Source organism: Bradyrhizobium elkanii USDA 76 (assembly GCF_023278185.1).
In the GTDB taxonomy this organism is placed as follows: Bacteria; Pseudomonadota; Alphaproteobacteria; order Rhizobiales; family Xanthobacteraceae; genus Bradyrhizobium; species Bradyrhizobium elkanii.
Genome location: NZ_CP066356.1, coordinates 3,918,972 through 3,941,029, shown reverse-complemented (window position 1 = coordinate 3,941,029; position 22,058 = coordinate 3,918,972). Strand labels below are relative to the sequence as shown.

The window sequence follows — 22,058 nt, the reverse complement described above, 5'->3', positions numbered from 1 at the left end:
CAGCCATTGCCGGACTTGGCGCGTGGACGCGAGACTCACGCCGCCTTCGACGCACGCTCCGCAAAACCGTTCAGCAGCGCCGCGATCTCGCCTGCCGGCCTCGCCGCGCTGAACAGAAATCCCTGCACCTCGTTGCAGCCTTCGGCGCGCAGCCAGTCGAGTTGGTCTGTCGTCTCGACCCCTTCCGCCGTCGTGGTGATCTTGAGGCTGCGGCCGAGCCCCGAGATCGCGCGCACGATCGCGAGGCAATCGGAGCGCCGCGCCAGATCCTTCACGAAGGAGCGGTCGATCTTAATCTTGTCGAACGGGAAGCTGCGCAGATAGCTCAGCGAGGAATACCCGGTGCCGAAATCGTCCATCGAGATGCTGACGCCGAGCTCACGCAGCTGATGCAGGATCGCGAGGTTGGCCTCGGTCTCCGCCAGAAACACCGACTCGGTGATCTCGAGCTCCAGCCGCCGCGCCGGCAGGCCGGAATGCGCCAGCGCCGAGATCACCGCCTGGACCAGATTGCGGCTGCGGAACTGCACCGGCGACAGATTGACGGCCACCTTGACGTCGGCGGGCCACTTGATCGCCTCGGAGCAGGCTTCGCGCAGCACCCATTCGCCGAGCGCGACGATCAGGCCGATGTCTTCGGCAACCGGGATGAACTCCGCAGGCGAGACCATGCCCTTCTGCGGGTGCCGCCAGCGCAGCAGCGACTCGAAGCCAGAGATGCGGTCGGCCGCGATATCGACCAGCGGCTGGTAGTACAGCTCGAACTCGCCGTTGCTGAAGGCCGCGCGCAGATCGCGCTCCATGTCGCGGCGCTTCTGCGCCTGCTGATCCATCTCCGGTTCGAAGAAGTGATGCACGCCGCCGCCCTCCGACTTGGCGCGGTACAGCGCCATGTCGGCATTGCGCATCAGCTCTTCCGACGTCGTACCGTCGCCCGGTGACAGCGCGATGCCGACGCTTGCGCCGACCACGACCTCGAGCCCGTCGATGTTGTAGGGCGCGCTCAGCGCATCGATCAGCCGTTCGGCGAAAGCGCTGGCCTCGTTCGGCGAAACGTCGGCCGCAAGCACGATCGCGAACTCGTCGCCGCCGAGGCGGGCCGCCACGTTGTCGTCGCGGACCACCTCGCGCAGCCGCTCCGCCACCAGCTTGAGCAGCCGGTCGCCCATCGGATGCCCGAAGGAGTCGTTGACGTTCTTGAACAGGTCGAGGTCGATGCACATCACCGCGACACGCTTGTTGCCGCTCCGGCCACGCTCCAGCGCCTCGCGCAGGCGCTCCTGGTAGTAGTCGCGGTTCGGCAAATTGGTGAGACCGTCATGGTGCGCCATATGCGCGATCCGCGCTTCGGCGGCGCGGCGCTCGGTGATGTCGACCACCGCGACCAGATAGCCGTCGCGGCCCTCGAACGCCACCTTGCGTCCGAAGGTCAGCACATGGATCTCGCTGCCGTCGGCCCTGATGTGCCGCCAGTCGCGGCTCGATTGATAGACGTCGCCGATCTCGCGCAAGGCGGCGCTGTGCACGCTCCATTCGTCCACCGGCCAGATCTGGCGCAGCGTCATGCCGAGAAACTTTTCCCGGCTGTATCCATAATGCTGAACGGCGGCGTCGTTGACGCTGAGGAATTCCATCGTGCCGGCGTCGAACACCCACATCGGCATCGGGTTGTTCTCGAACAGCAGGCGGAACGACAGCTCGCGCTGCTTCAGCGCGGTGACGTCGGAGACGGTCAGCGACAGCATGTCGCCGAACGCCGTGACGCCGAGCCTGAGGCAGCGATCGCCGCTGTCGATCTCGAACTGCCCTCCCGGGCCGCCGCCGACAAATCCACGCAGACGGTTCATCACCGCCGGCGCCGCAAGCGGATTGCCGCCGGCGCTGAGCCGGCGCCACAGCAATTCGGTCGCAGGCTGCATCAGCAGCCTTGCGGCGCCCTGGTTGAGATGCACGATCTGGAAGTCGGCCGGCTCGCCGCGCGCATCGCGGATCGCTGCGAGCGACAGCACGCCCTCGTCGGCGGCTGAGAAAATCGTATCGAGCAGATTGTACTGCGCATTGCGCTCGTTGACGTAAACGCCGACCAGGATACCGCCCCAGCGCGACCGCGTCGGCAGCGCCAGCACGTCGAAGGTCCGCACCAACCCGTCGCGGACGCAATGCGCTGACGCCAGATAGGGCCGGCAGTTCTCACGCGCGTTTGCGGCAGCTTCGGTCAACGCGGTGGCGCAGTCCGGCGGCAGCGCGCTGAGCGGAATGTCCCGGCGCTCGTCGTTCAGCCATGTCTGGACATAGCGGCCGGCGTGCGAGACGCTGAGCATGCCATCGACGCTCCGCAGCAGCACGATGTGATCCGCGAGCCGGCCGAGACTGCCGAGCATCACATCTTCATAGTGCGGCAGCCTTTCGCCGGGACGGACCGCGGCCTGCCACTTGCGTTGCAGAACCGGTACGTCGGCGAACATCTCGGAATTGAATTTGGCCGATGTCTTTGCTGATTTCTTGTTGGCCATGACCATGGCACGCCCCACGCAAACACTAGTCCCCACGGCATCCAAGTCATGCCGCGGCTTAACGTCGTGCAAAAATAGGCAGGCCCGGTATCGCCGCGAGCGATTATGACGGCTCAAATTCGCGCGATGGTTAGTTCACATTAGAGACTATGACAGCTGCATGAAATGCAGGCCGGTCGGACGTCAGCGCGCCACGACCTCGACTTCGCCATCGACGCCGTTGACGACGTTGAAGGGACGCTCGAACACCTTGCCTTCGTTCTTGGCGATCGCGCGATACTCGCCTTCGGAGAGCACGACGCGCGGGAACGCGCCGATCGATTCCTTGATCACGTCGCCGCCCGGCGTGATCACCGACCAGGCGGTGTTGGCCAGCGCCTCGCCGCCCCGCTCGCTGACCAGCTTGAGGGTGATGACGGCGGCGCGATGGGTAACGGTGACGTCGGTCAGCTTGCCCGCCGCGACGCGAATGTCGGAGCGCACCACCGAGTTGGCGTCGCCATAGTTGGAGACGATGTAGTAGGTGCCCTCGGGCAGCAGCACGACGTCGCCGGCGGCAACGTTCGGCACCATTGGTCCGCGGTCCGAGCCGTCGAACTGGCTGCCCTTGTAGATCGCAAACGAGATCTGGTTGGCGGGGATCTTGCTGCTGCCGACCCGGCCCTCGATCCGCAGGCCCCCGGCAGGCAGCACGAAGGACTCGCGGTCGGTCTCCGACTTCAGGCTGACGGCGCGCACCGCGCTGACGAGGCCGAGCGCGACATGGACGACATAGTTGCCGGGCGGCAGCACCACGTTGGGCGTCGCCCCGCGCTCTTCGCGGATCAGCTTGTAGGTACCGTTGTCGTCAGGCTTGTCGGCGAACACCCGCCACACCAGCCCGGCATTGATGACCGGCAGGTCCTTGCCGTACCGCGCCGTCAGCGACAGCACCGCCTGCCCCGCGGCCGGCGACCCGGCCGGCGGCGCTGCCACCACCGGCGGCACCGTTGCAATCGAGGGCTGGACGATGGTCTGCTGGTTCAGCGGACCGGGCAGAACGGGCCCAGAACCGCCGCCCGATGGCGGCGCCAGGTTGAGCGCCGGACCGGACGGCACCTCCGGGACCGAGGCGGGCGGAATTGGCGGCGGCCGGTCGCTGAAGAACTGCGCGGATACGGAACCGGGGATCAGGGCCAGCAAAAATGCCGCAAGCGTCAACAGCGGAAGGAGCCGCACGCCCCGCCCGCATCCGCCGATGCCGTTGCCCCTCGAAGTCATCACCATGCTTTTCAACGAAAACGCGGCAAATTCAAGCCTTCGTCCAAGGGGATCCAGGCGGCGTCCAAGGCTTTGTCACAGTCCGGGCGGGCGGCGTCCGCCATTTGGAACCGCGCGATCAAGCCGATGTTAGCCCTGTCGTCGCGGTCCAGTCACATTCCCTGCCTACCGCGGACCACCCGGGCATGAATCATGCCTGTGGGAATAACCATGAAGACGGACGACGCTGGCGCAGCCATGCTGCGCGGCCTAGTCTCGCGCTGGCAGGAGATTTGTCGTGTTGGATAGCTGGATGGGCCGAGGCCACAAGAGCTCCGACGGTCCCGACAAGGTAGGACTGGGTACGGTTCGCCGGCCGGTCATCGGGCTTGCGCTCGGCGGCGGCGCCGCGCGCGGCTTCGCCCATATCGGCATCATCAAGACCCTGCTGGCCCACGGCATCGTCCCCAATGTCGTGGTCGGCACCTCGATCGGCTCCGTGGTCGGCGGCGCCTACGCGGCCGGCCATATCGAGACGCTGGAGCAGTGGGCGCGCGGCCTGCAGCCGCGCAGCGTGCTCGGCTACCTCGACATCCGCCTCAACGGCTCAGGTCTGATCCGCGGCGCCAAGCTGGCCGCCGAGATCGAGGCGGCGCTGGGTCAGGTCATGATCGAGGACCTCACGGTCAAGTTCGCCAGTGTCGCCACCGAAGTGCGCACCGGGCACGAGATCTGGCTGACCCAGGGCCGCGTGGTCGACGCCATGCGCGCCTCCTACGCCCTGCCCGGCATCTTCGCGCCGGTCCTGATCGGCGACCGCTGGCTGGTCGACGGCGCGCTGGTCAATCCGGTGCCGGTCTCGGCCGCGCGCGCGCTCGGCGCCGAGATCGTCATTGCGGCGAACCTCTCCAGCGACGTGTTCGCGCACTCGACCACGATCTACAATCACGGCCCGTCGGCCGCGCCCGAGGTGACGGTTGCGGTGACGGCCGACGCCGAGCTCGAGCCGGAGCCGCCGAAGCGCCGGTTCGGCCGCTTCTTCTCCGCCGAACGCACCGTGAAGCGGGAGTTTTTCGGCAGCGCGAGCCGGCCCGGCATCTCGAGCGTCATGGTCGACGCCTTCAACATCATGCAGGACCGCATCACCCGCGCACGCCTTGCCGGCGATCCGCCGGACATGCTGATCTCGCCGCGGGTCGGTCAGATCGGCTGGTTCGACTTCCACCGCGCCGACGACCTGATCGCGCACGGCATCCGCGCCGCCGAACGCTCCATCAGCGCGATCGAGGAAGCGATCGACATCCTGGTGCCGCCGTCGAGCGGCGCGGGCGGCACCGGGAAGTAGCAGTCAGGCGGTCTTGATGTAGTCGCGCAGCGCCTCCTGCTCGCGCTCATATTCCTCCACGCGCCGCTTGACGATGTCGCCGATCGAGATCAGCCCGACCACCTTGCCGTCCTCGACGACAGGAAGATGGCGGAATTTTCCCGTGGTCATCATCTCCATGATGCCGCTGACGGTATCGGACTCGCGGCAGCTCACGACTTTCCTGGTCATGACAGCGCTAACCGGTTCGTCCAGCGCGCCCGCGCCGCGCTCGCTGAGCACGCGCACGATGTCGCGCTCCGACAGCACGCCCTCCATGCGGCCCTGCTCCATCACCAGCACCGCGCCGATCTTGCGCTCGCCGAGCAGCTTGACCGCGGCCGAGAGCTTCGCGCCGGGCGCGACGCTCATGACCTGATGGCCTTTTGCATCGAGAATGGAACGTACCGTCATTGTCGGCCTCCCTGAATCCGCTCGTGCCCCGCCTTGGGCGGGGTCGAGCCTGTTCGCCAGAGTCTTCAATCAACAGTTCCGCGCCGATTTCGGTTCCGGGGCGCGGTGAGTAGCAGGGCTCGATTTGTCGGCCCGCTTTGTTTCTGCTTCGCAAAGATGATGGAGGAATTCGATCCACGCCGCAAGCGGCGATCAGACGCGCCCCGACTGATCCACCGACGACGCATCTGCAGCATCGTCCCGCGTGCGCGGCACCGGATCGAACAACGAGAACAGCAGCAGTCCGGCGAGGAAGCCGCCGATATGCGCCTGCCAGGCGACGCTCGCGCCCTCGCCGCCGAGCGACAGCGAGGTGGCGCCGAACAGGATGTTGACGCCGAACCAGATCGCCAGGAAGGCGAGCACCCGTCCGTTGCGCAGTGCCCGCCACAGCGACAGCGCAGGCACCCTGGCCGCCGCCTCGGCATCGCCACGGCTGAACGACAGGAAGCTGCCCTTCACGAAGGCAAAGCGGATCGCCGCCGCCATCGTCCCCGACACCGAAGCCGACGCTCCGATCATCGGTGCAATCGCGTGCTCATGGGTCAACAGATGCGCGAGCGCGCCGGCGGCCGCCGTCACCGCCATGAAGACGAAGAAACGCAGCGCACCGAAGCGCCGCGCCAGCGCGCTGCCGAACGGCAGCAGCCACAGCACGTTGAAGCCGATATGGGTGAGGTTGGCGTGCAGCAGCGAATAGGTGACGAAGGTCCAGACCTTGGCGCCCTCGCCGCCCGGAAAGGTGATGTCGAGCAGCGTCGAATCGTAGCGCTTCGGGATGAAGCCGAAGACGTCGATGGTCCAGTTCTCCAGCTCCGGCGGCAGCAGCACCCGCAGATGGATCGCCGCGATCAGGAGGATGTAGGCGGTGAGCGCCGGCGGCAAGGTCAGGATCGGCTCGCGCGGCGCCTCCGGCGGCGGCGCAAGCGGGGATTCGGGATGGGAGTCCAAGGGGTCGGCGACCTCGATGCGGCGGTGGATCAGAGATAGGCGGCTTTCGCACCCCTGTGCAAGTGCACAATCCCGAAATCGGACACCGGGTGTCGCGCAGCGCGGAATCGGGACAAAAGAAAAGGGAGGGCGCTGAGAACGCCCTCCCTGATCGGCTGGTCTTCTCGTGCCCCGGAGGGATCGGGAGAACATCCCCACCCCTCCCCGCACGGTGACCAAACTGTTTGACGCCACCTGTGTACCAACGGCGCCGGCGCTTGGGGCAGTCGGCGCGAACGGGAACGCACGGACCCTACCCACAGGTTCCGCGGGCGCCAAGGACATAGTTAAATTTACGTTAACGACACAAACCTGCCGATAAGCCGCCCAAAGCGCGGCCACGGCATGGACGCTGCACAGCCTTCCCTGCACAACAGAGAAGGGAAGGCGCCTGAGCAAAACCGGGACAGATGTGTCCCGCTGAGACAGGCGCCGGGCAAGGTTTAGATGAAACACAGCTCGAGCCGCGCGTTCTTCGCCTATTGGAATGCGAAGCGCGGCAACGCACGTGCACCTGAGAGGAGTGAGTTCGAGCCGTCCGCGGTCCGCGACCTCCTGTCCGACATCTTCGTGCTGTCCTATGACGGCGAGACCCGCTTTCCGTTCCGCGTCGCCGGCACCCGTACCTCCGCCCTGCTCGGCTGCGATCTCAAGAACCGGAGCTTTTCCGCCCTGTTCGCCGGCGAGAGCCGCGGCGAGATCGAAGACATCATCACCTGCGTCGTCGAAGAGACCCTGCCGGCCATCGCCGGCATCACCGCCACCACCGAGGCCGGCGCCAAGGCGCATCTCGAATTGCTGCTGCTGCCCTTCACCGCCCGCGTCCATATGCCGGCGAGCCTCACCGGCCTGCTCGCCCCGTTCGAGGACGACGTCAGCCGGCTGCACGACCTGGTGCTGACCTCATGGCGTTACCTGCATCCCCAGGAGCGGTTCGTGCCGCGGACCCTGCGCAAGCTCGCCATCGCGCGCGGCCTGATGGTCTACGAAGGCCTGCGCTAGCCGCCGGCGCCGCCTTGGGACGGGATGGCAGGCGCCGGTCGCTTGCACCGCGCCCCGCGGAACTCTATTAGCTGTCTGGCCGCCACGGCGGGGTGGACCCGCTCATTGCAGCTGCGGCCGGGCTGGGCATGTTTCGAAATTCGATCAGGCAGAAGATCGTCGGCATTGCCGCGGGACTCATCATCCTCGCGGTGATCACCTCGCTGCTGTCGATGGTGATGGCGGGCCAGGTCGGCCATCTCCTCGACGAGCTCACCAACCGCTACATCCCTGCCTATGGCCATCTCGCCCGCGTCAACATCCGCGCGCTGGAGCGGTCGCTCGCCATGCGCCGGATGATGATGGCGAAGATGCAGGCACCGGGCGAGGATTCCGGGTACGAAAGCGCGCGCAAGGCCTTCGAGGAGATCGAGCCCCTGATCAAGCGCGAGGCCGACGCCGCGCGCACGTTGATCGATGCGATCATCGCCGATCCCTCGACGCCATCCGACAACGCCGCGCTCGGACGCCTCGACGACCGCATCGACAATGCCGTCAACGACCTCCTGATGCGGCTGAACGCGGAGAACAAGACGCTGCTCGAGCAGATCGACGCCAAGGACTTTGCGGCGGCGAAAGCGACCACGCTCCGCGCCGACGGCCTGCGCGACGACTTCAACACCAGGATCGAGGGCATCCGTTCCGACATGCTGGCGCAGGTCGCTTCGGCCGCAGCGAAGGTGATGAGTGCCCAGCAGCGGGCGATCATCATCTCCGGCGTCGTGACCGCGATTGCCGCGATCCTCGGCTTCGTGTTCGCGATGCTGGTCGGCAGCGGCATCACGCGTCCGGTGATGCGCCTGCTCGAAAGCACCCGCGAGGTCGAGGCCGGCCGCCTCGACGGCGCCATCACCATCACGACCCAGGACGAGATCGGCCAGCTGTCGGCCGCCTTCAACCGCATGATCGAGACGCTGCGCCACAACCAGCGCATTCGCGAGACGTTCGGCCGCTACATCAATCCGCGGATCGCCGAGGGCCTGCTCGAACAGCCGGCGATCGCCGCGACCGAAGGACAGCGCCGCGTCATGACGGTGATGTTCTGCGACATGAAGGGCTTCACCAGCCTGAGCGAGGGCGTGACGCCGAGCGGCCTCGTCAAGATCATGAACCTCTATCTGTCGACGATGTCGGCGCCGGTCCATGCGCATCGCGGCATCATCGACAAATATATCGGCGACGCCATCATGGCCTATTGGGGCGCGCCCTTCGTCGAGGAAGCCGAGCAGACCCATCTGGCCGCGCTTGCCGCCATCGACATGATCGGCCAGGTCAACCAGCTGCGCAAGGATCTGCCGGAACTGCTCGGCGTGCGCGTGATCCCGGCCGATTGCGACATCCGGATCGGGATCGCCACCGGCGAGGCCCTGGTCGGCAGCATCGGCTCCGAGTTCATGATGAGCTACACGGTGCTCGGCGACACCGTGAACCTCGCCTCGCGGCTGGAAGGCGCCAACAAGTTTTACGGCAGCCGCAGCCTGATCTCGGAAGCCACTGCGGCCGCTTGCGCGGCGACGATCGAGCTGCGCGAGATCGATCGTCTCGTCGTGATGGGGCAGACCCAGCCGGTCGCGGTGTTCGAGATCCTCGGCAAGAAGGACGAACTGACGCCGGCGCAGACCGAATTGCGGCAGCGTTACGCGGACGGTCTCGCCGCCTATCGCGACCGCCGCTGGGATGACGCCGAGCAAGCCTTCGCCGCGGCGCTGGCGGCGGCGCCCGGCGACGGCCCGTCGATCGCCATGAAGGCGCGCGTCGCAGCCTTCAGGCAAGATCCGCCGGCGGCCGATTGGGACGGCGCCTGGCATCTGGAGCGGAAGTAGCGGCGTCACGCTGATCCAGGCGCCGCCGCTACAGCTGGGCCTCGATCGCAGCCTTGTCGATCACCGACCAGACCTGCACGATCTTCCCGTCGCGGAATTCGTAGAACACGTTCTCGGCGAACGAGACGCGTCTGCCGTCGATAGCGAGGCCCAGAAATCGTCCCTTCGGCGAACAATCGAACGCCAGCCGGCTCGCGACATGGGACGCATCCGACACCAGCAGTTCGATGTTGAAGCGAAGGTCCGGGATGTCGCGAAAGTCCCCTTCCAGCATCTCGCGATAGCCGGATAATCCGAGCCGTCGGCCGTTGTGGCACACATCCTCGTCAACGAACCGACCGAGTTGCGGCCAGTCCTGGCGATTCAAACAGGCGATGTAGCTTCGGTAGATCTCGGAGAGCTCCGTCTTCATCATCGATCGTCCTTCTTGCCGGGGGTGCAAATGGACATTGAGCATTTGAGTGCGATTCTAACACCGATGTTAGTTTCGACTCCGATGTCCGGTGGCGCGAACAAAACACTCAGCCAGCGTGCGCGAGAGAGCGCAACGTCCCGAAGAGACAGTGCGATTGCCGCTTCGGCAAACAATTTCTCGGAACGCGCGGAATGTCTCTCGCGATCGGGAGTTAGTGCTTCAGGCCAATGACTGTCCTTGTCAAATCGGGAGGTGTCCATGATCAAGTCACCGATGATGCTTGCGGCATTTCTGACAGCGCCGATCATTCTGTTCCCACTGCAGACCGCCATCGCGGCTGGCGGAGGTGGCGGCGGAGGCGGCGGTGGCGACCCATACGGATCGAGCTACAGCACTCCCGCGCCGTCCTATCCCCAGCAGAAGGACAGAAAGACCACGCACAAGATCAAGAAACCCGTCAAGCAGTCCGGCTTCGAAGACCCGGCACTCCGCGACGGCTATCGCGCGGCCTATGCGACAATCTACGAACGCAACGACTACGACGCCGCGATCGATCAGTTGCACGCGCTCGGCCGCGACGATCATCCTGATGTCGCGAACCTGATCGGCTATTCCTATCGCAAGCTCGGCGACTACAAGCAATCGCAAGTCTGGTACGAACGTGCGCTCAAGGCCGATCCGAACCACGTCCTGACGTGGAACTACTACGGCCTGTGGCAGATCGAACAGGGAAACCGCGACCAGGCGCAGTATCATCTGCAGCGGATCGCCGAGATCTGTGGCACCGACTGCGATGAGTATCGGACGCTGGCGGCGGCACTGGAAAAGCCGACGGGTACGAACCTCGTCTACTGAGCGCGTCGCATAGCAGCCCGCGTGAGCGGAGCGGCATGCGGGGAAGGACCGGCCCCGGATGTCGCTGTCGCCCGTCCGGGCTACGCGTTTGAGCCGCGTTGTTGGCGTGTCCGTTTTTGCGGGAATTTCGCCGTTTTGGTCGACGTGACCGGCGAGTAGCTTGCGTGCCGGGCGACGCACGCGGATACGTTGAGATCGATCATCATGACCTGGCGGCTTCTCGCGTGGTGCGGCATCGCCGTCGCCGCGCTGGTTCCAATCATCGGCGGCATCTGGCTCTTCACCCTGCCCGCCGCATCGGCGTTCCGCGTTCCGCCGCCGATCGCGACGCAAGAGCACGACGCGATGCTCGCGGCGCTGAAGCCGCCGAAGCGGGCGCGACCGCTGATCGCGATCCTCGGCATCAACGACATGACCGAGACCACCGACTATCTGATGCCCTACGGCATCCTCAAGCGCGCCGATGTTGCCGATGTCGTCACGCTGGCGACGGGACCCGGTCCGGTCGCGCTGTTCCCGGTGCTGAAGGTCGAGCCTGATGCGACCATCGCCGCATTCGATGCCGCACATCCCGACGGCGCCGACTACGTCATCGTGCCGGCGATGAGCCGCGACGACGATCCCACAGTCATGCAATGGATCCGGCAGCAGGCGGAGAAAGGCGCTGTGATCGTCGCCGTCTGCGCCGGCGCCAAGGTGCTCGCCTCGACCGGCCTGCTCGACGGCAGGCGCGCCACCACGCACTGGTTCTACCTGAAGAACTGGCGCAGCAAACATCCCGCCATCCAATACGTTGCCGACCGCCGCATCGTGGTCGATCGCGGCCTCGCGACGACGACTGGGATTTCGGCGTCGATGCCGATGTCGCTGACGCTGATCGAGGCGATCGCCGGCCGCGCCAAGGCCGAGGCCGTCGCGCGCGAGATCGGCCTGCCCGGCTGGGACGCGCGGCATGACAGCAACGCCTTCAAGTTCACACGTCCTTTCGCGCTGACCGCGATCCAGAACACGCTGGCGTTCTGGAACCGGGAACAGCTAGGGCTCGCGCTTGCTCCCGGCGTCGACGAGGTCTCGCTTGCGCTGGTCGCCGACAGCTGGTCGCGCACCTATCGCTCGCATGCCGTGACCTTCGCTGCGACCGGCGACGTCGTGACGACCCGCAACGGCCTGCGCATCTATCCGCAGGTCGTGGCGTCGGCCTGGTCCGCAGATGGTCTGCTGCCCGCGGTCGGCACCGCGCCGCCCGCGCAGGCACTCGACCGGGCGCTTGCCAGGATCGAGACACGCTATGGCCGCGGCACGGCGGACTTCGTCGCCATGCAGCTCGAATATCCACGGGCTGACGCCGTGCAGTGAGGGATTGCGTCCCCACAATCTATTCGATCCTCGATCCACCCCCTTGTCATCTGCCTGTCATGAATTGTGCCGACACGTCAGCGCCGGACCAGTTCGGGGACACGCATGGACTATTTCAAACGCTTCAACTTCCTGTTCGCAGCACCGGTGTTCGAGGCCGACGACCTCGAGGGCATCCGCTTCAACCAGATCATCGCCGAGATCGAGCGCTCCGGCTTCGAGGTGGTTCGCGCCCGCAAGCTGGAGGATGCCGAGATCGCGGTGCAGACCGATGCCGCGATCGGCTGCATGGTGGTCGATTGGGGCAAGAAGGGGCTTGAGGGCAAGACCGCGGCACTGATCAACCTGATGCGCCGGCGCGGCCTCGACTTCCCAATCATCCTCCTGATCCGCCGCAAGCGGTTCGAGGACCTGCCGGTCGAGGTGCTCGACTTCATCGACGGCTACGTGTTCCTGTCCGAGGAAACTCCGCCCTTCATCGCCAAGAACCTGATCTCCAGGCTGAAGCAATATGCCGAGAATTTGAAGACGCCGTTCTTCGGCGCGCTGGTCGACTATGCCGAGGAAGGCAACCAGCTCTGGACATGCCCGGGCCATAACGGCGGCGTGTTCTACAGCCGCAGCCCGATCGGACGGGTGTTCGTCGAACATCTCGGCGAAGCGGTGTTTCGCGACGACCTCGACAATTCCGTGCTCGACCTCGGCGACCTCCTCACCCATGAGGGCCCGGCGCTGCGGGCGCAGAAGGAGGCGGCGAGGATCTTCGGCGCCGAGAAGACCTATTTCGTGCTCAACGGCACCTCGACCTCCAACAAGGTCGCGCTCGGCTCGCTGGTTACCGACGGCGACCTCGTGCTGTTCGACCGCAACAACCACAAGGCCGCGCATCACGGCGCGCTGCTGATCGGCGGCGGCATCCCGGTCTATGTGCCGACGGTGCGCAACGCCTGGGGCCTGATCGGCCCGATGCGCTGGGACCTGCTCGACGAGGGCACGCTGCGCGATCACATCCGCAAGCATCCGCTGGTGAGGGACGAGAACGCCTGGAAGAAGGAGCGTCCGTTCCGCGTCGCGGTGGTCGAGCAGTGCACCTATGACGGCACCATCCACTCGGCCGAGATGATCCTCAAGCGGATCGGCCATCTCTGCGACTATATCCTGTTCGACGAGGCCTGGGCCGGCTTCATGAAATTCCACCCGATCTATGCCGGCCGCTTCGCCATGGGACTGTCCGATCTCGGCCCCGAGGCGCCCGGCATCATCGCGACCCAATCGACCCACAAGCAGCTCGCGAGCTTCTCGCAGGCCTCGCAGATCCACATCCGCGACCGCCACATCAAGGGCCAGAAGCGCCGGGTCGAGCACCGCCGCTTCAACGAAAGCTTCATGCAGCACGCCTCGACCTCGCCGTTCTATCCGATCTTCGCCTCGCTCGATGTCGGCGCTCAGATGATGAAGGGCCGTTCCGGCGAAGTCTTGTGGGACGACACGATCCGGCTCGGCATCGAATTGCGCAAGAAGATCCGCGCCGTGAAGCGCGAGTTCGAGGAGAAGGAGACGCGGGCCGAGCGGCGCTGGTTCTTCGAGCCGTTCGTGCCGGATCGCGTCATGATCCCCGACGTCGCGCGCGAGAACGGCGTGCACAATGTCGCCTGGGAGACGATCTCGACCGACCAGCTCGCGACCAATCCGTCCTACTGGCAGCTCAGTCCCGGCGAAACCTGGCACGGCTTCCCCGAGCTGACCGCGGGCTTCGCCATGACCGACCCGAACAAGCTCACATTGCTGACGCCGGGCTTCGATCACGCCACCGGCGCCTATGCCGATCACGGCATCCCCGCGCCGGTGGTGGCGCAATATCTCCGCGAGAACCAGATCGTCGCCGAGAAGAACGACCTCAACTCCCTGCTGTTCCTGCTGACGCCCGGCGTCGAGGCCAGCAAGGCCGGCACGCTGGTGTCGGGGCTGGTCGCCTTCAAGAAGCTGCACGACGACAACGCGCTGATCGAGGACGTCATCCCCGAATTCTTCCGCCGCCGCCCGCAACGCTATAGCGGGGTGCGGCTGCGCGACCTCTGCGGCGACATGCACCGCTTCTTCCGCGACGGCGGCGTCAGCACGCTGCAGGCCAGGCAATTCCTGCCCGAGCACCTGCCCGAGATCGCGATGTCGCCGCGCCAGGCCGCACAATATCTCATCCGCAACGATGTCGACTATCTGCCGATCGACCAGATCTTCGGCCGCGTCGCCGCGACGCCGTTTGTGGTCTACCCACCCGGCATTGCCACCATCGTGCCCGGCGAGCGGCTGTCGGAACGCAGCAAGCCGATGATCGATTATCTGAAGATGTTCGAGGCGAGCTTCAATGCGTTCCCGGGCTTCGAGGTCGAAGTCCAGGGCATCTACAAGGAGATCGACGACTCCGGCCGCGTCCGCTTCTACACCTATGTCGTGTCCGAATAGGCGAACGGACGCAACACAATGGAGAATGATCACAAGATCACCGTCCGCCCGTCCCGCGACGGCGACGTCGACGCCATGCTGTCGATCTACCGCCACCACATCCGCCGCGGCGTCGAGGAGAGCGTCGACGACAGCGGCACGCCGGAGCCCGACGATCTGCGCGACCGCCGCAAGAATCTGCGCAACACCCGCCTGCCCCATCTCGTCGCGATCTGTGACGGCGAGGTGGTCGGCTACGCCTATGTCGTGCTGTTCCGCAAGCGTCCGGCCTACCGCTACACGGTGAAGCATTCGATCTATGTGCATCACCGCTTCACCGGCCAGCGCGTCGGCGGCCGGCTGCTGCAGGAGTTGATCGACACCTGCGCCGCCGCCGGCTTCCGCCAGATGATCGGCTACATCGACAGCGACAACGCCGCCTCGCTCGCGCTGCACGACCGCTTCGGCTTCGCCCGCGTCGGGCATTTGCCCGGTGTCGCCTATCGCTACGGCCGCTGGTCCGACACCGTGATGGTGCAGCGCTCCCTCGCCGCCGGCGCCACCGCCCCGCCGCCGCCCGCGCCGCTGTCGCGACGGTGACGGGGACGACACTTTCCATTCGTCGTCCTGGCGAAAGCCAGGACCCATAACCACAGGATTTGGTTGGTGAGAAAGGCTGTGGTCCCAGCGCGCGTACCAACGACCTTCGGTGGTTATGGGTCCCGGCCTACGCCGGGACGACGATGAGGATGCGTCGCAATTCAGGACGTCAAACAGCGCGGTGTCATCACCCGCGAAAGCGGGTGATCCAGTATTCCAGGGACGGCCGTGCTTGAACCGAGAGGCCCCGGCGTACTGGATCGCCCGGTCAAGCCGGGCGATGACAGCATAGTGGGGCGCAGGTTCGCGTTCGAATTGCGCACCGGTGAATGACGAACTAAGGCCGCCCTACTCCAGCGTAAAGCCGACCCGCAGCGCCACCTGGTAGTGCCGGATCTTGCCGTCCTCGATATGGCCCCGCGTCTGCACCACCTCGAACCACTTCATTTCCCGGATCGTCTTTGACGCGCGGCTGACGGCGTTCTCGATCGCCGCCTCGATGCTCTTGTCCGATGATCCGACCAGTTCCAGGATTTTGTAAACGTGATCCTTGTCGTGCGTGGCGGGCATGTCGACCTCCTCTGTGGCTGCGCGATCCGAACCGCTTGCGCTGCGGTCCGGACAGTCCATCGTCCGATGCGGGCCGGCCGTCGTCAAACCGGCGAATGCTGCGCGGCAACATGCCGGACGAATTGAATCAAACGTGTCGCGACGCCTTTGGTGCCAGCATGCATTTCGTGCCAGCTGCGCACCCGCCCTTGTCCGTGCCTTGACCTATGGTAGCATGGTTTCATCAAGTATTCGGGAGCGATACGATGTCCACTGCGTCCAGCTCACCCGCCACACCTCCTCACAGCCTCGGATCCGGGCTTTCCAACCTCCGCGCCAAGTGGGGCTGGATCGTCGCCCTCGGCGTGATCTACCTGATCGCCGGCGTGCTCGCCTTCGGCAGCGTCTTCTTCGCCACCGTCGTCAGCGTGCTGTTCGTCGGCGCCATGATGATCGTCGCCGGCGTCGCCGAGATCATCAACGCGTTTCAGTTCAAGACCTGGGGCAAGTTCCTGTTCTGGCTGCTGCTCGGCGCGCTCTATGTCGTCGCCGGCTTCGTCACCTTCGAGAACCCGCTGCTCGCGGCGGCGACGCTAACGCTGTTCCTCGGCGTAGCGCTCGTGGTCTCCGGCATCGTCCGCATCTTCCTCGCCTTCGGCATGAACTCGGAAGCGCCGTGGGGAATGGTTGCGATCTCCGGCCTGATCACGCTCGTGCTCGGCGCCATGATCCTGGCGCGCTGGCCGGTGTCGAGCCTCTACGTGCTCGGCATTTTCCTCAGCGTCGATCTGATCTGCGCCGGCGTGAGCTGGATCAGCATGGGCATGGCGCTGAAGCGCAGGGCGTGAGGCGCGATCGTCGCTTCAGGCAGGATCGCATGGCGGGTTAGCCAACGGGTCCGCGCGCAGGGCGGCCCGATGGCAGGCTCCGCGTAACCCGCCGCATGTATGCGTGCGGAGAGACGGCGGGTTGCGCTTGCGGTAACCCGCCCCACGTTCAATCCGCCTGCAAGCGCTCAGGGCTGCGCGAGGTGCCAGGCGCCGTTGAGGAAGCCGTCGCCGGTGATGTCGCCGGCCTTCTGGTCCTTGGCGAAGGTATAGAGCGGCTTGCCCTTGTAGGCCCACTGCTTGGAGCCGTCGTCACGCGAGATGATGGTGTAGCCGCCTTCAGCCTTGTCGCTGGCGTCCGCCTTCAAGACCGGCCAGTTCGTCGCACACGGGCCGTTGCAGGCCGACTTACCTTCTGAATCCTTGTCGAAGGTGTAGAGCGTCATGCCCTTGGCGTCGGTGAGGACGGAGCCCTTCGCGGTGGTTCCGGTCTTGGTCGGCGGCGCGGCAAAGGCGGTCGAGGCGAGCGCAAGCGACGCGGCGGCGGCGAGCGCGAGCGAGATCGATGTCTTCATGATGTCTCCTGTTCGAATGCAAATGGCTTGCATGCGTTAGGACGCCGGAGGGCGCGCACTATTCCGCTGATCGCGCGTGAAGAATTTTCGGGACGGCGACCAATGCGAGGGGAATAAAGCCGCAGGCGCGTGCCGATACCGTCGCGTAGCCCGCATGAGCGGAGCGACATGCGGGAGCCGCCCCGGATATCGCGGAGCCTGTCATCGGGCGCGCGTTCGCGCGACCCGTTGGCTCATCCGGGCTACAGCACCGAATGTGCTACCGCCTGATTTCCTCGACCGCGCGCACCAGCGGGCGGTCGGAGAGCTGGATCGGGCCGGAGAACGGCGTGCTCATTTCGAGGATCAGATAGATCGCGGCCGAGATCAGCGCCGCGGCGGCGACGGTGGTCGAGATCACCACTGCGTTGCGCGGCGCGCGAAAGCCCAGCGTTGCGAACATCAGCGTCAGCCACCCGACCAGGATGCAGATCAGCGGCGACGGAAACGAGCCGTCGGACTGCTCGACGAAGGTCCAGCGCTGCTGCACCGCCTGCCGGTAGACCGACCGGGCGTCGTTCCACAGCGCGACCTTCTGCTCGTCGTCGAACCGCAGCTCGCGCAGGCTGGTGCCGACCTCGTCGAGCAGACGCTCGGACACCGCGCTTGCCCTGGAGATCGGAACATCCTTGAGCACCTGCTCGACATAGGCGAGCAGCCGCTTGCGCGGCTCGTCGGCGCTTGGGCCGAGCGGCCGCAGGCTGCGGTCGAGCAGGATGAGATCGGTGGCGAAGACATGCAGATTGCGATCGACCGCCACATAGGTGTTGGCGGCACTATTCATCATCAGGCCAAGCAGCAGCGACGGCATGGTGACGAACAGCGTCGCGACCAGGCGTACCGAGGTGTTTGTCTCGTCGCTGCGGTGATGATCGGCGAGCCGGGCATGGATCGCCATGGTCGCAAGCGCGGCGCCGCCGAGCAGGATGAAGATCAGGACGGCGACGATGAATGCAACCACGGCTTGCGAAAACCTGCGAGAGAATCAGGTCCGCAGGATAGCAAGGGACGCCCAATGGTGCATGTCCGGTTGACTAGCCGTCCCCACGCGCTATCCAGTCCGGACAGGTTTCGGGAACGTCCGGCGAGAGCGCGAGGGGCGCTCCAGGGGAGATAGCACGTGCATATCGTCGACGACAGCGAGGTCAACCGCGTCCTGAGCTTTCCGGTCCTGATCGAGGCGATCGAGGTCGCGCACCGGCGGCCGAAGATCGCGGTGCACGACAGCTATCTCGGCGACGACAAGGGCCAGCAGCTGGTGACGCGCAGCGCGGTCGATGCCGGCCGCTTCATGATGACCAAGCTCTACACCAGTTTTCCGGGCAACCTCGCCCACGGCAAGCTGCCGGCGGTGCAGGCGGTCTGCGTGCTGTTCGACGGCAATGACGGGCGTCCGCTCGCGGTGATGGACGCCGCCGAGATCACCCATTGGAAGACCGCCGCGGACTCCGCGCTCGGCGCAAAACACCTGGCGCGGCCGGATGCCGAGACGCTGCTGGTGGTCGGCGCCGGCGAGATGGCGCGCTGGCTGGTGCGCGGCCACCGCACCGTGCGGCCGCAGCTGAAGCGGGTGCGGGTCTGGAACCGGACGGTGGAGCGCGCGCAGGAGCTTGCGACGCTGCTGGAAGGCGACGGCATCGCCACAGAAGCCGTCACCGATCTCGACGCCGCGACCCGCGAGGCCGATATTATCACCACATGCACCCGCTCGCGCGAGCCGCTGGTCAAGGGCGCCAATTTAAGGCCCGGCACCCATCTCGATCTGGTCGGCGGCTTCACCCCGGAGACCCGCGAGTCCGACGACGAGGCGGCGCGGCGTTCGCGCATCTTTGTCGACCGCCGCGAATCCGCCTTCGACGGCGTCGGCGACATTTTGCAACCGATTGCGGGCGGCGCGATCAAGGAGACCGATGTGCTCGGCGATCACTACGACCTCGCGAGCGGCACCGTCGCCGGCCGGCTGTCGGATAGCGACATCACCTTCTTCAAGAACGCCGGCGGCGGGCATCTGGATCTGATGACCTGCGAGACGGTGTTTGCGCAGCTGGGGAAGGAGCTAAGGTGAGCGGAACTATTCAGTAGCCCGCATGAGCCAACGGGTCGCACGAACGTGCGCCCGATGACGGGCCGCGACATACGGGAACACCCTCCCCGGATATCGCTTCGCTCATCCGGGCTACGCGGCAACCGCTGTAGAACCGCAGGGCGGCTTGCGAACCGCAACCCGCCCACCACTCCCTACTCCGCGGCCTGCTGCGTCGGTGCGTCCAGCACCTCCGACACTTTCGGCGGCGACATCGGCAGGCTGTAGAAGCGTTTGCCGAGCGCGTTGTGGACGGCGTTGGCGACGGCGGCCATGACCGGCACCAGCGGCACTTCGCCGACGCCCTTGACGCCCTGCGGATGCTTCGGGTTCGGCACCTCGACCAGCGCGCAGTCGAGCATCGGCAGGTCGGAACAGACCGGCATCCGATAATCGAGGAAGCCCGGATTATCGACCTTGCCGTCCTTGTTGTAGATGTACTCCTCGTTCAGCGCCCAGCCGATGCCCTGTGCGACGCCGCCTTGCAGCTGGCCCTCGACATAGCTCGGATGGATGGCGCGGCCGACATCCTGCACCGCGGTGTAGCGGATCACCCTGACGATGCCGAGATCGACATCGACCTCGACGTCGCAGATATGGGTGCCGAAGCCGCCCTCCGCTCCTTGCGTGTTGAGCTGCACGCTGGCGCCGATCGGGCCGCCCTGCGACGGCGCCTTCTCGGCGAGGTCGGCGAGCGTCAACGGCTCGAACTGGCCGGCATTCGGACTGACCGGATGCGCGGCGCCGTTTTCCCACTTCACGGCTTCAGGGTCGATCTCCCAGATCTTCGCCGCGCGCTCGCGCAAGGTCGCGATCACCTTGTCGGCCGCCTGCGTCACCACCATCGAGGAGGCGAACAGCACGCGGCTGCCGCCGGTGAGGTTGGAGAAGCCGACCGTCTGGGTGTCGCCGATGATGACGGAGACGCGCTTGTAGTCGATGCCGAGCAGCTCGGCGCAGATGTTGGCGATGCCGGCGCGCGAACCGCCGATGTCGGGGTGCCCTGTCGTGACGACGACGTTGCCGTCCTCGGTGATGTTGACCTGCGCGGAGGATTCACCGCCGGCGTTGAACCAGAAGCCGGAGGCGACGCCCCTGCCCTGCAGTTTGCCGAGCGGCGCGGCATAGTGTGGATGGTTCTTCGCGGCTTCCAGCGTCTCGATATAGCCGATGCGCGGGAACACCGGGCCGTGGGCGGCCTTGGTGCCTTCCTTCGCCGCGTTCTTCAGCCGCAGCGCCAGCGGATCCATCTTGAGGCTTTCTGCGAGCTCGTCGAGCACGCATTCGACGGCATAGGCGCCGATCGGCGCGCCGGGCGCGCGATAGGCCGCGACCTTGGAGCGATTGGAGCAGACGTCGAAGCCTTCCGACAGCACGTGCGGAATGTCGTAGGGCGCGAAGCTGCACCCGACCGCACCGCGGATCGGCGAACCCGGGAAGGCGCCGGCCTGCAGATAGAAGCTGCCGTGGGCGGCGACGATGGTGCCGTCCTTCTTGGCGCCGATCTTCACCGTGCTCTTCGAGCCCGAGGTCGGTCCCGTGGCGCGCATCACCTCCTCGCGGGTCATCACCATCTTGACCGGGCGGCCGGATTTTTTGGCGAGCAGGGTTGCGAGCGGCTCGAGATAGACGATGGTCTTGCCGCCAAAACCGCCGCCGATCTCGGCGGGGATGGCGCGGATGTCGCTCTGCGGGATGCCTGTGAGCATCGAGGTCATCGCGCGCACCATGAACTGGCCCTGGCTCGACGACCAGATCGTGGTCTTGCCGTCGGCGGCGACCGAGATCAGGCAGGCATGCGGCTCGATATAGCCCTGGTGCACCGGGCGCGTGGTGAAGGAACGCTCGATGACGACTTCGGCGTCCTTGAAGCCCTGCGCGATGTCGCCCTTCCTGGATTCGAGCCGGCCCATGATGTTCGAGGGCTTGCCGTCGAATTTGTTGAACTCGTGCAGGATCGGCGCATCAGGCATTAGCGCGTCATCGATCTCGATCGCCCACGGCAGCACCTCGTAGTCGACCTCGATCAGCTTGCAGGCTTCCGCCGCGATCGCCTCCGTGGTCGCGGCCACGGCGGCGACGGGATGGCCGGGGAACAGCGCCTTGTCGCGCGCCATCACGTTGCGGCACATCCAGCGCATGTCCTGGATGCCGAGCATGACGGCACCCTTCTCGATCGTGAAATCGACGATGTCGCGCGCGGTGACCACCGCCTTGACGCCGGGCAACGCCTCGGCCTTGGCGGTGTTGATCGACTTGATGCGGGCGTGCGGATGCGGGCTGCGCAGCACCTTGCCCCAGATCATGCCGGGCATGGTGGTGTCGGCGGCAAACGCCGCGCGGCCCGTCACCTTGTCGACGCCATCCGGCCGGATGGTGCGTTGGCCGATCCATTTGTTGTTGACGACGTTCATGGGCGCATCTCCCGCATTTCGGCAGCGGTCTCCATCACCGCGCGGACGATCTTGTCGTAACCGGTGCACCGGCAGAGATTGCCGGCCAGCCAGAAGCGGACTTCCTCTTCGGTCGGATTGGAATTTTTGGCGAGCAGCGCCTCGGAGGCGACCAGCATGCCCGAGGTGCAGATGCCGCACTGAAGCGCGGCATGCTCGAGGAACTTCTGCTGCAGCGGATGCAGCTTCTCGCCCCTGGCCATGCCCTCGATGGTCCTGATCTCGTGGCCCTCGGCTTCGGCCGCGAGCATCAGGCAGGAGCAGACCAGGCGGCCGTCGAGCGTGATCGAGCAGGCGCCGCAATCGCCCGACGCGCAGCCCTCCTTGGAGCCGGTGAGCCCCAATTGCCCGCGCAGCGCGTCGAGCATGGTCTCGTACGGCTCGCACAGGAATTCGACCGGCTCGCCATTGACTGAGGTGGTGACGTGCAGTTTCGCCATGG

19 protein-coding genes are annotated in these 22,058 nt (G+C 65.8%); 9 read left to right on the top strand and 10 right to left on the bottom strand.

The window, feature by feature from the left end:
• Window positions 1-35 precede the first annotated feature (35 nt).
• Together JEY66_RS18995 and JEY66_RS18990 are read right to left on the bottom strand one after the other, a co-directional pair.
• The gene (locus tag JEY66_RS18995; protein ID WP_018272291.1) at window positions 36-2,519 is read right to left on the bottom strand and encodes a putative bifunctional diguanylate cyclase/phosphodiesterase; all 2,484 of its coding nucleotides are present in this window, start codon (window positions 2,517-2,519) and stop codon (window positions 36-38) included.
• Window positions 2,520-2,696: 177 nt separating this feature from the next.
• Window positions 2,697-3,773 (bottom strand): hypothetical protein, encoded by a 1,077-nt coding sequence (locus JEY66_RS18990; RefSeq protein ID WP_026192944.1) that lies wholly within the window; start codon window positions 3,771-3,773, stop codon window positions 2,697-2,699.
• 277 nt (window positions 3,774-4,050) lie between these two features.
• On the opposite strand from JEY66_RS18990, the gene JEY66_RS18985 reads away from it, so the two are divergent.
• Window positions 4,051-5,097: a patatin-like phospholipase family protein gene (locus JEY66_RS18985; RefSeq protein WP_026192945.1), complete on the top strand. Its 1,047-nt coding sequence runs from the start codon at window positions 4,051-4,053 to the stop codon at window positions 5,095-5,097.
• A gap of 3 nt (window positions 5,098-5,100) precedes the next feature.
• Here JEY66_RS18985 and JEY66_RS18980 read toward each other — a convergent pair whose 3' ends face one another.
• Both JEY66_RS18980 and JEY66_RS18975 read right to left on the bottom strand, forming a co-directional pair.
• Entirely contained in the window at window positions 5,101-5,529 is a 429-nt protein-coding gene (locus tag JEY66_RS18980; RefSeq protein ID WP_016844424.1) for a CBS domain-containing protein, read from the bottom strand.
• Window positions 5,530-5,721: 192 nt separating this feature from the next.
• A complete protein-coding gene (locus JEY66_RS18975) occupies window positions 5,722-6,519 on the bottom strand; it encodes a rhomboid family intramembrane serine protease (RefSeq protein ID WP_018272294.1) in 798 nt (265 codons plus the stop codon).
• A 486-nt stretch (window positions 6,520-7,005) separates the two neighbouring features.
• Here JEY66_RS18975 and JEY66_RS18970 point away from each other — a divergent pair, with 486 nt between their 5' ends.
• The gene (locus JEY66_RS18970) at window positions 7,006-7,560 is read left to right on the top strand and encodes a PAS domain-containing protein (protein WP_016844421.1); all 555 of its coding nucleotides are present in this window, start codon (window positions 7,006-7,008) and stop codon (window positions 7,558-7,560) included.
• Window positions 7,561-7,688: 128 nt separating this feature from the next.
• Window positions 7,689-9,422, top strand: coding sequence for an adenylate/guanylate cyclase domain-containing protein (locus JEY66_RS18965; RefSeq protein ID WP_018272295.1), 1,734 nt, complete (start codon window positions 7,689-7,691; stop codon window positions 9,420-9,422).
• 28 nt (window positions 9,423-9,450) lie between these two features.
• Here JEY66_RS18965 and JEY66_RS18960 read toward each other — a convergent pair whose 3' ends face one another.
• Window positions 9,451-9,837 carry an ester cyclase gene (locus JEY66_RS18960; RefSeq protein WP_018272296.1) on the bottom strand — a complete coding sequence of 129 codons (387 nt, stop codon included), beginning with the start codon at window positions 9,835-9,837 and terminating at the stop codon, window positions 9,451-9,453.
• A 258-nt stretch (window positions 9,838-10,095) separates the two neighbouring features.
• On the opposite strand from JEY66_RS18960, the gene JEY66_RS18955 reads away from it, so the two are divergent.
• The 4 genes from JEY66_RS18955 (at window position 10,096) to JEY66_RS18940 (ending at window position 15,090) form a co-directional block, all read left to right on the top strand.
• Complete coding sequence (locus JEY66_RS18955) at window positions 10,096-10,692, top strand: tetratricopeptide repeat protein (protein ID WP_018272297.1); 597 nt, start codon at window positions 10,096-10,098, stop codon at window positions 10,690-10,692.
• A gap of 204 nt (window positions 10,693-10,896) precedes the next feature.
• Complete coding sequence (locus tag JEY66_RS18950) at window positions 10,897-12,048, top strand: DJ-1/PfpI family protein (RefSeq protein WP_018272298.1); 1,152 nt, start codon at window positions 10,897-10,899, stop codon at window positions 12,046-12,048.
• A 105-nt stretch (window positions 12,049-12,153) separates the two neighbouring features.
• Window positions 12,154-14,511: an Orn/Lys/Arg family decarboxylase gene (locus tag JEY66_RS18945; RefSeq protein WP_018272299.1), complete on the top strand. Its 2,358-nt coding sequence runs from the start codon at window positions 12,154-12,156 to the stop codon at window positions 14,509-14,511.
• A gap of 18 nt (window positions 14,512-14,529) precedes the next feature.
• Window positions 14,530-15,090 (top strand): GNAT family N-acetyltransferase, encoded by a 561-nt coding sequence (locus JEY66_RS18940; protein WP_018272300.1) that lies wholly within the window; start codon window positions 14,530-14,532, stop codon window positions 15,088-15,090.
• A 348-nt stretch (window positions 15,091-15,438) separates the two neighbouring features.
• Here JEY66_RS18940 and JEY66_RS18935 read toward each other — a convergent pair whose 3' ends face one another.
• Complete coding sequence (locus JEY66_RS18935; protein WP_026192947.1) at window positions 15,439-15,660, bottom strand: dodecin; 222 nt, start codon at window positions 15,658-15,660, stop codon at window positions 15,439-15,441.
• Window positions 15,661-15,905: 245 nt separating this feature from the next.
• Here JEY66_RS18935 and JEY66_RS18930 point away from each other — a divergent pair, with 245 nt between their 5' ends.
• The gene (locus tag JEY66_RS18930) at window positions 15,906-16,487 is read left to right on the top strand and encodes an HdeD family acid-resistance protein (protein WP_026192948.1); all 582 of its coding nucleotides are present in this window, start codon (window positions 15,906-15,908) and stop codon (window positions 16,485-16,487) included.
• A gap of 167 nt (window positions 16,488-16,654) precedes the next feature.
• Here the strand turns inward: JEY66_RS18930 and JEY66_RS18925 are convergent, their stop codons facing one another.
• Both JEY66_RS18925 and JEY66_RS18920 read right to left on the bottom strand, forming a co-directional pair.
• Window positions 16,655-17,041: a COG4315 family predicted lipoprotein gene (locus JEY66_RS18925; RefSeq protein ID WP_018272301.1), complete on the bottom strand. Its 387-nt coding sequence runs from the start codon at window positions 17,039-17,041 to the stop codon at window positions 16,655-16,657.
• 259 nt (window positions 17,042-17,300) lie between these two features.
• Window positions 17,301-18,041 carry a bestrophin-like domain gene (locus JEY66_RS18920; RefSeq protein WP_018272302.1) on the bottom strand — a complete coding sequence of 247 codons (741 nt, stop codon included), beginning with the start codon at window positions 18,039-18,041 and terminating at the stop codon, window positions 17,301-17,303.
• A gap of 159 nt (window positions 18,042-18,200) precedes the next feature.
• Here JEY66_RS18920 and JEY66_RS18915 point away from each other — a divergent pair, with 159 nt between their 5' ends.
• Window positions 18,201-19,145: an ornithine cyclodeaminase family protein gene (locus JEY66_RS18915; RefSeq protein WP_018272303.1), complete on the top strand. Its 945-nt coding sequence runs from the start codon at window positions 18,201-18,203 to the stop codon at window positions 19,143-19,145.
• Window positions 19,146-19,318: 173 nt separating this feature from the next.
• On the opposite strand, the gene JEY66_RS18910 is transcribed toward JEY66_RS18915, so the two are convergent.
• Both JEY66_RS18910 and JEY66_RS18905 read right to left on the bottom strand, forming a co-directional pair.
• Window positions 19,319-21,577: a xanthine dehydrogenase family protein molybdopterin-binding subunit gene (locus tag JEY66_RS18910; protein WP_018272304.1), complete on the bottom strand. Its 2,259-nt coding sequence runs from the start codon at window positions 21,575-21,577 to the stop codon at window positions 19,319-19,321.
• Window positions 21,574-22,056, bottom strand: coding sequence for a (2Fe-2S)-binding protein (locus JEY66_RS18905; protein WP_018272305.1), 483 nt, complete (start codon window positions 22,054-22,056; stop codon window positions 21,574-21,576). Before JEY66_RS18905 ends, JEY66_RS18910 begins: the two co-directional genes overlap by 4 nt.
• Window positions 22,057-22,058 lie beyond the last annotated feature (2 nt).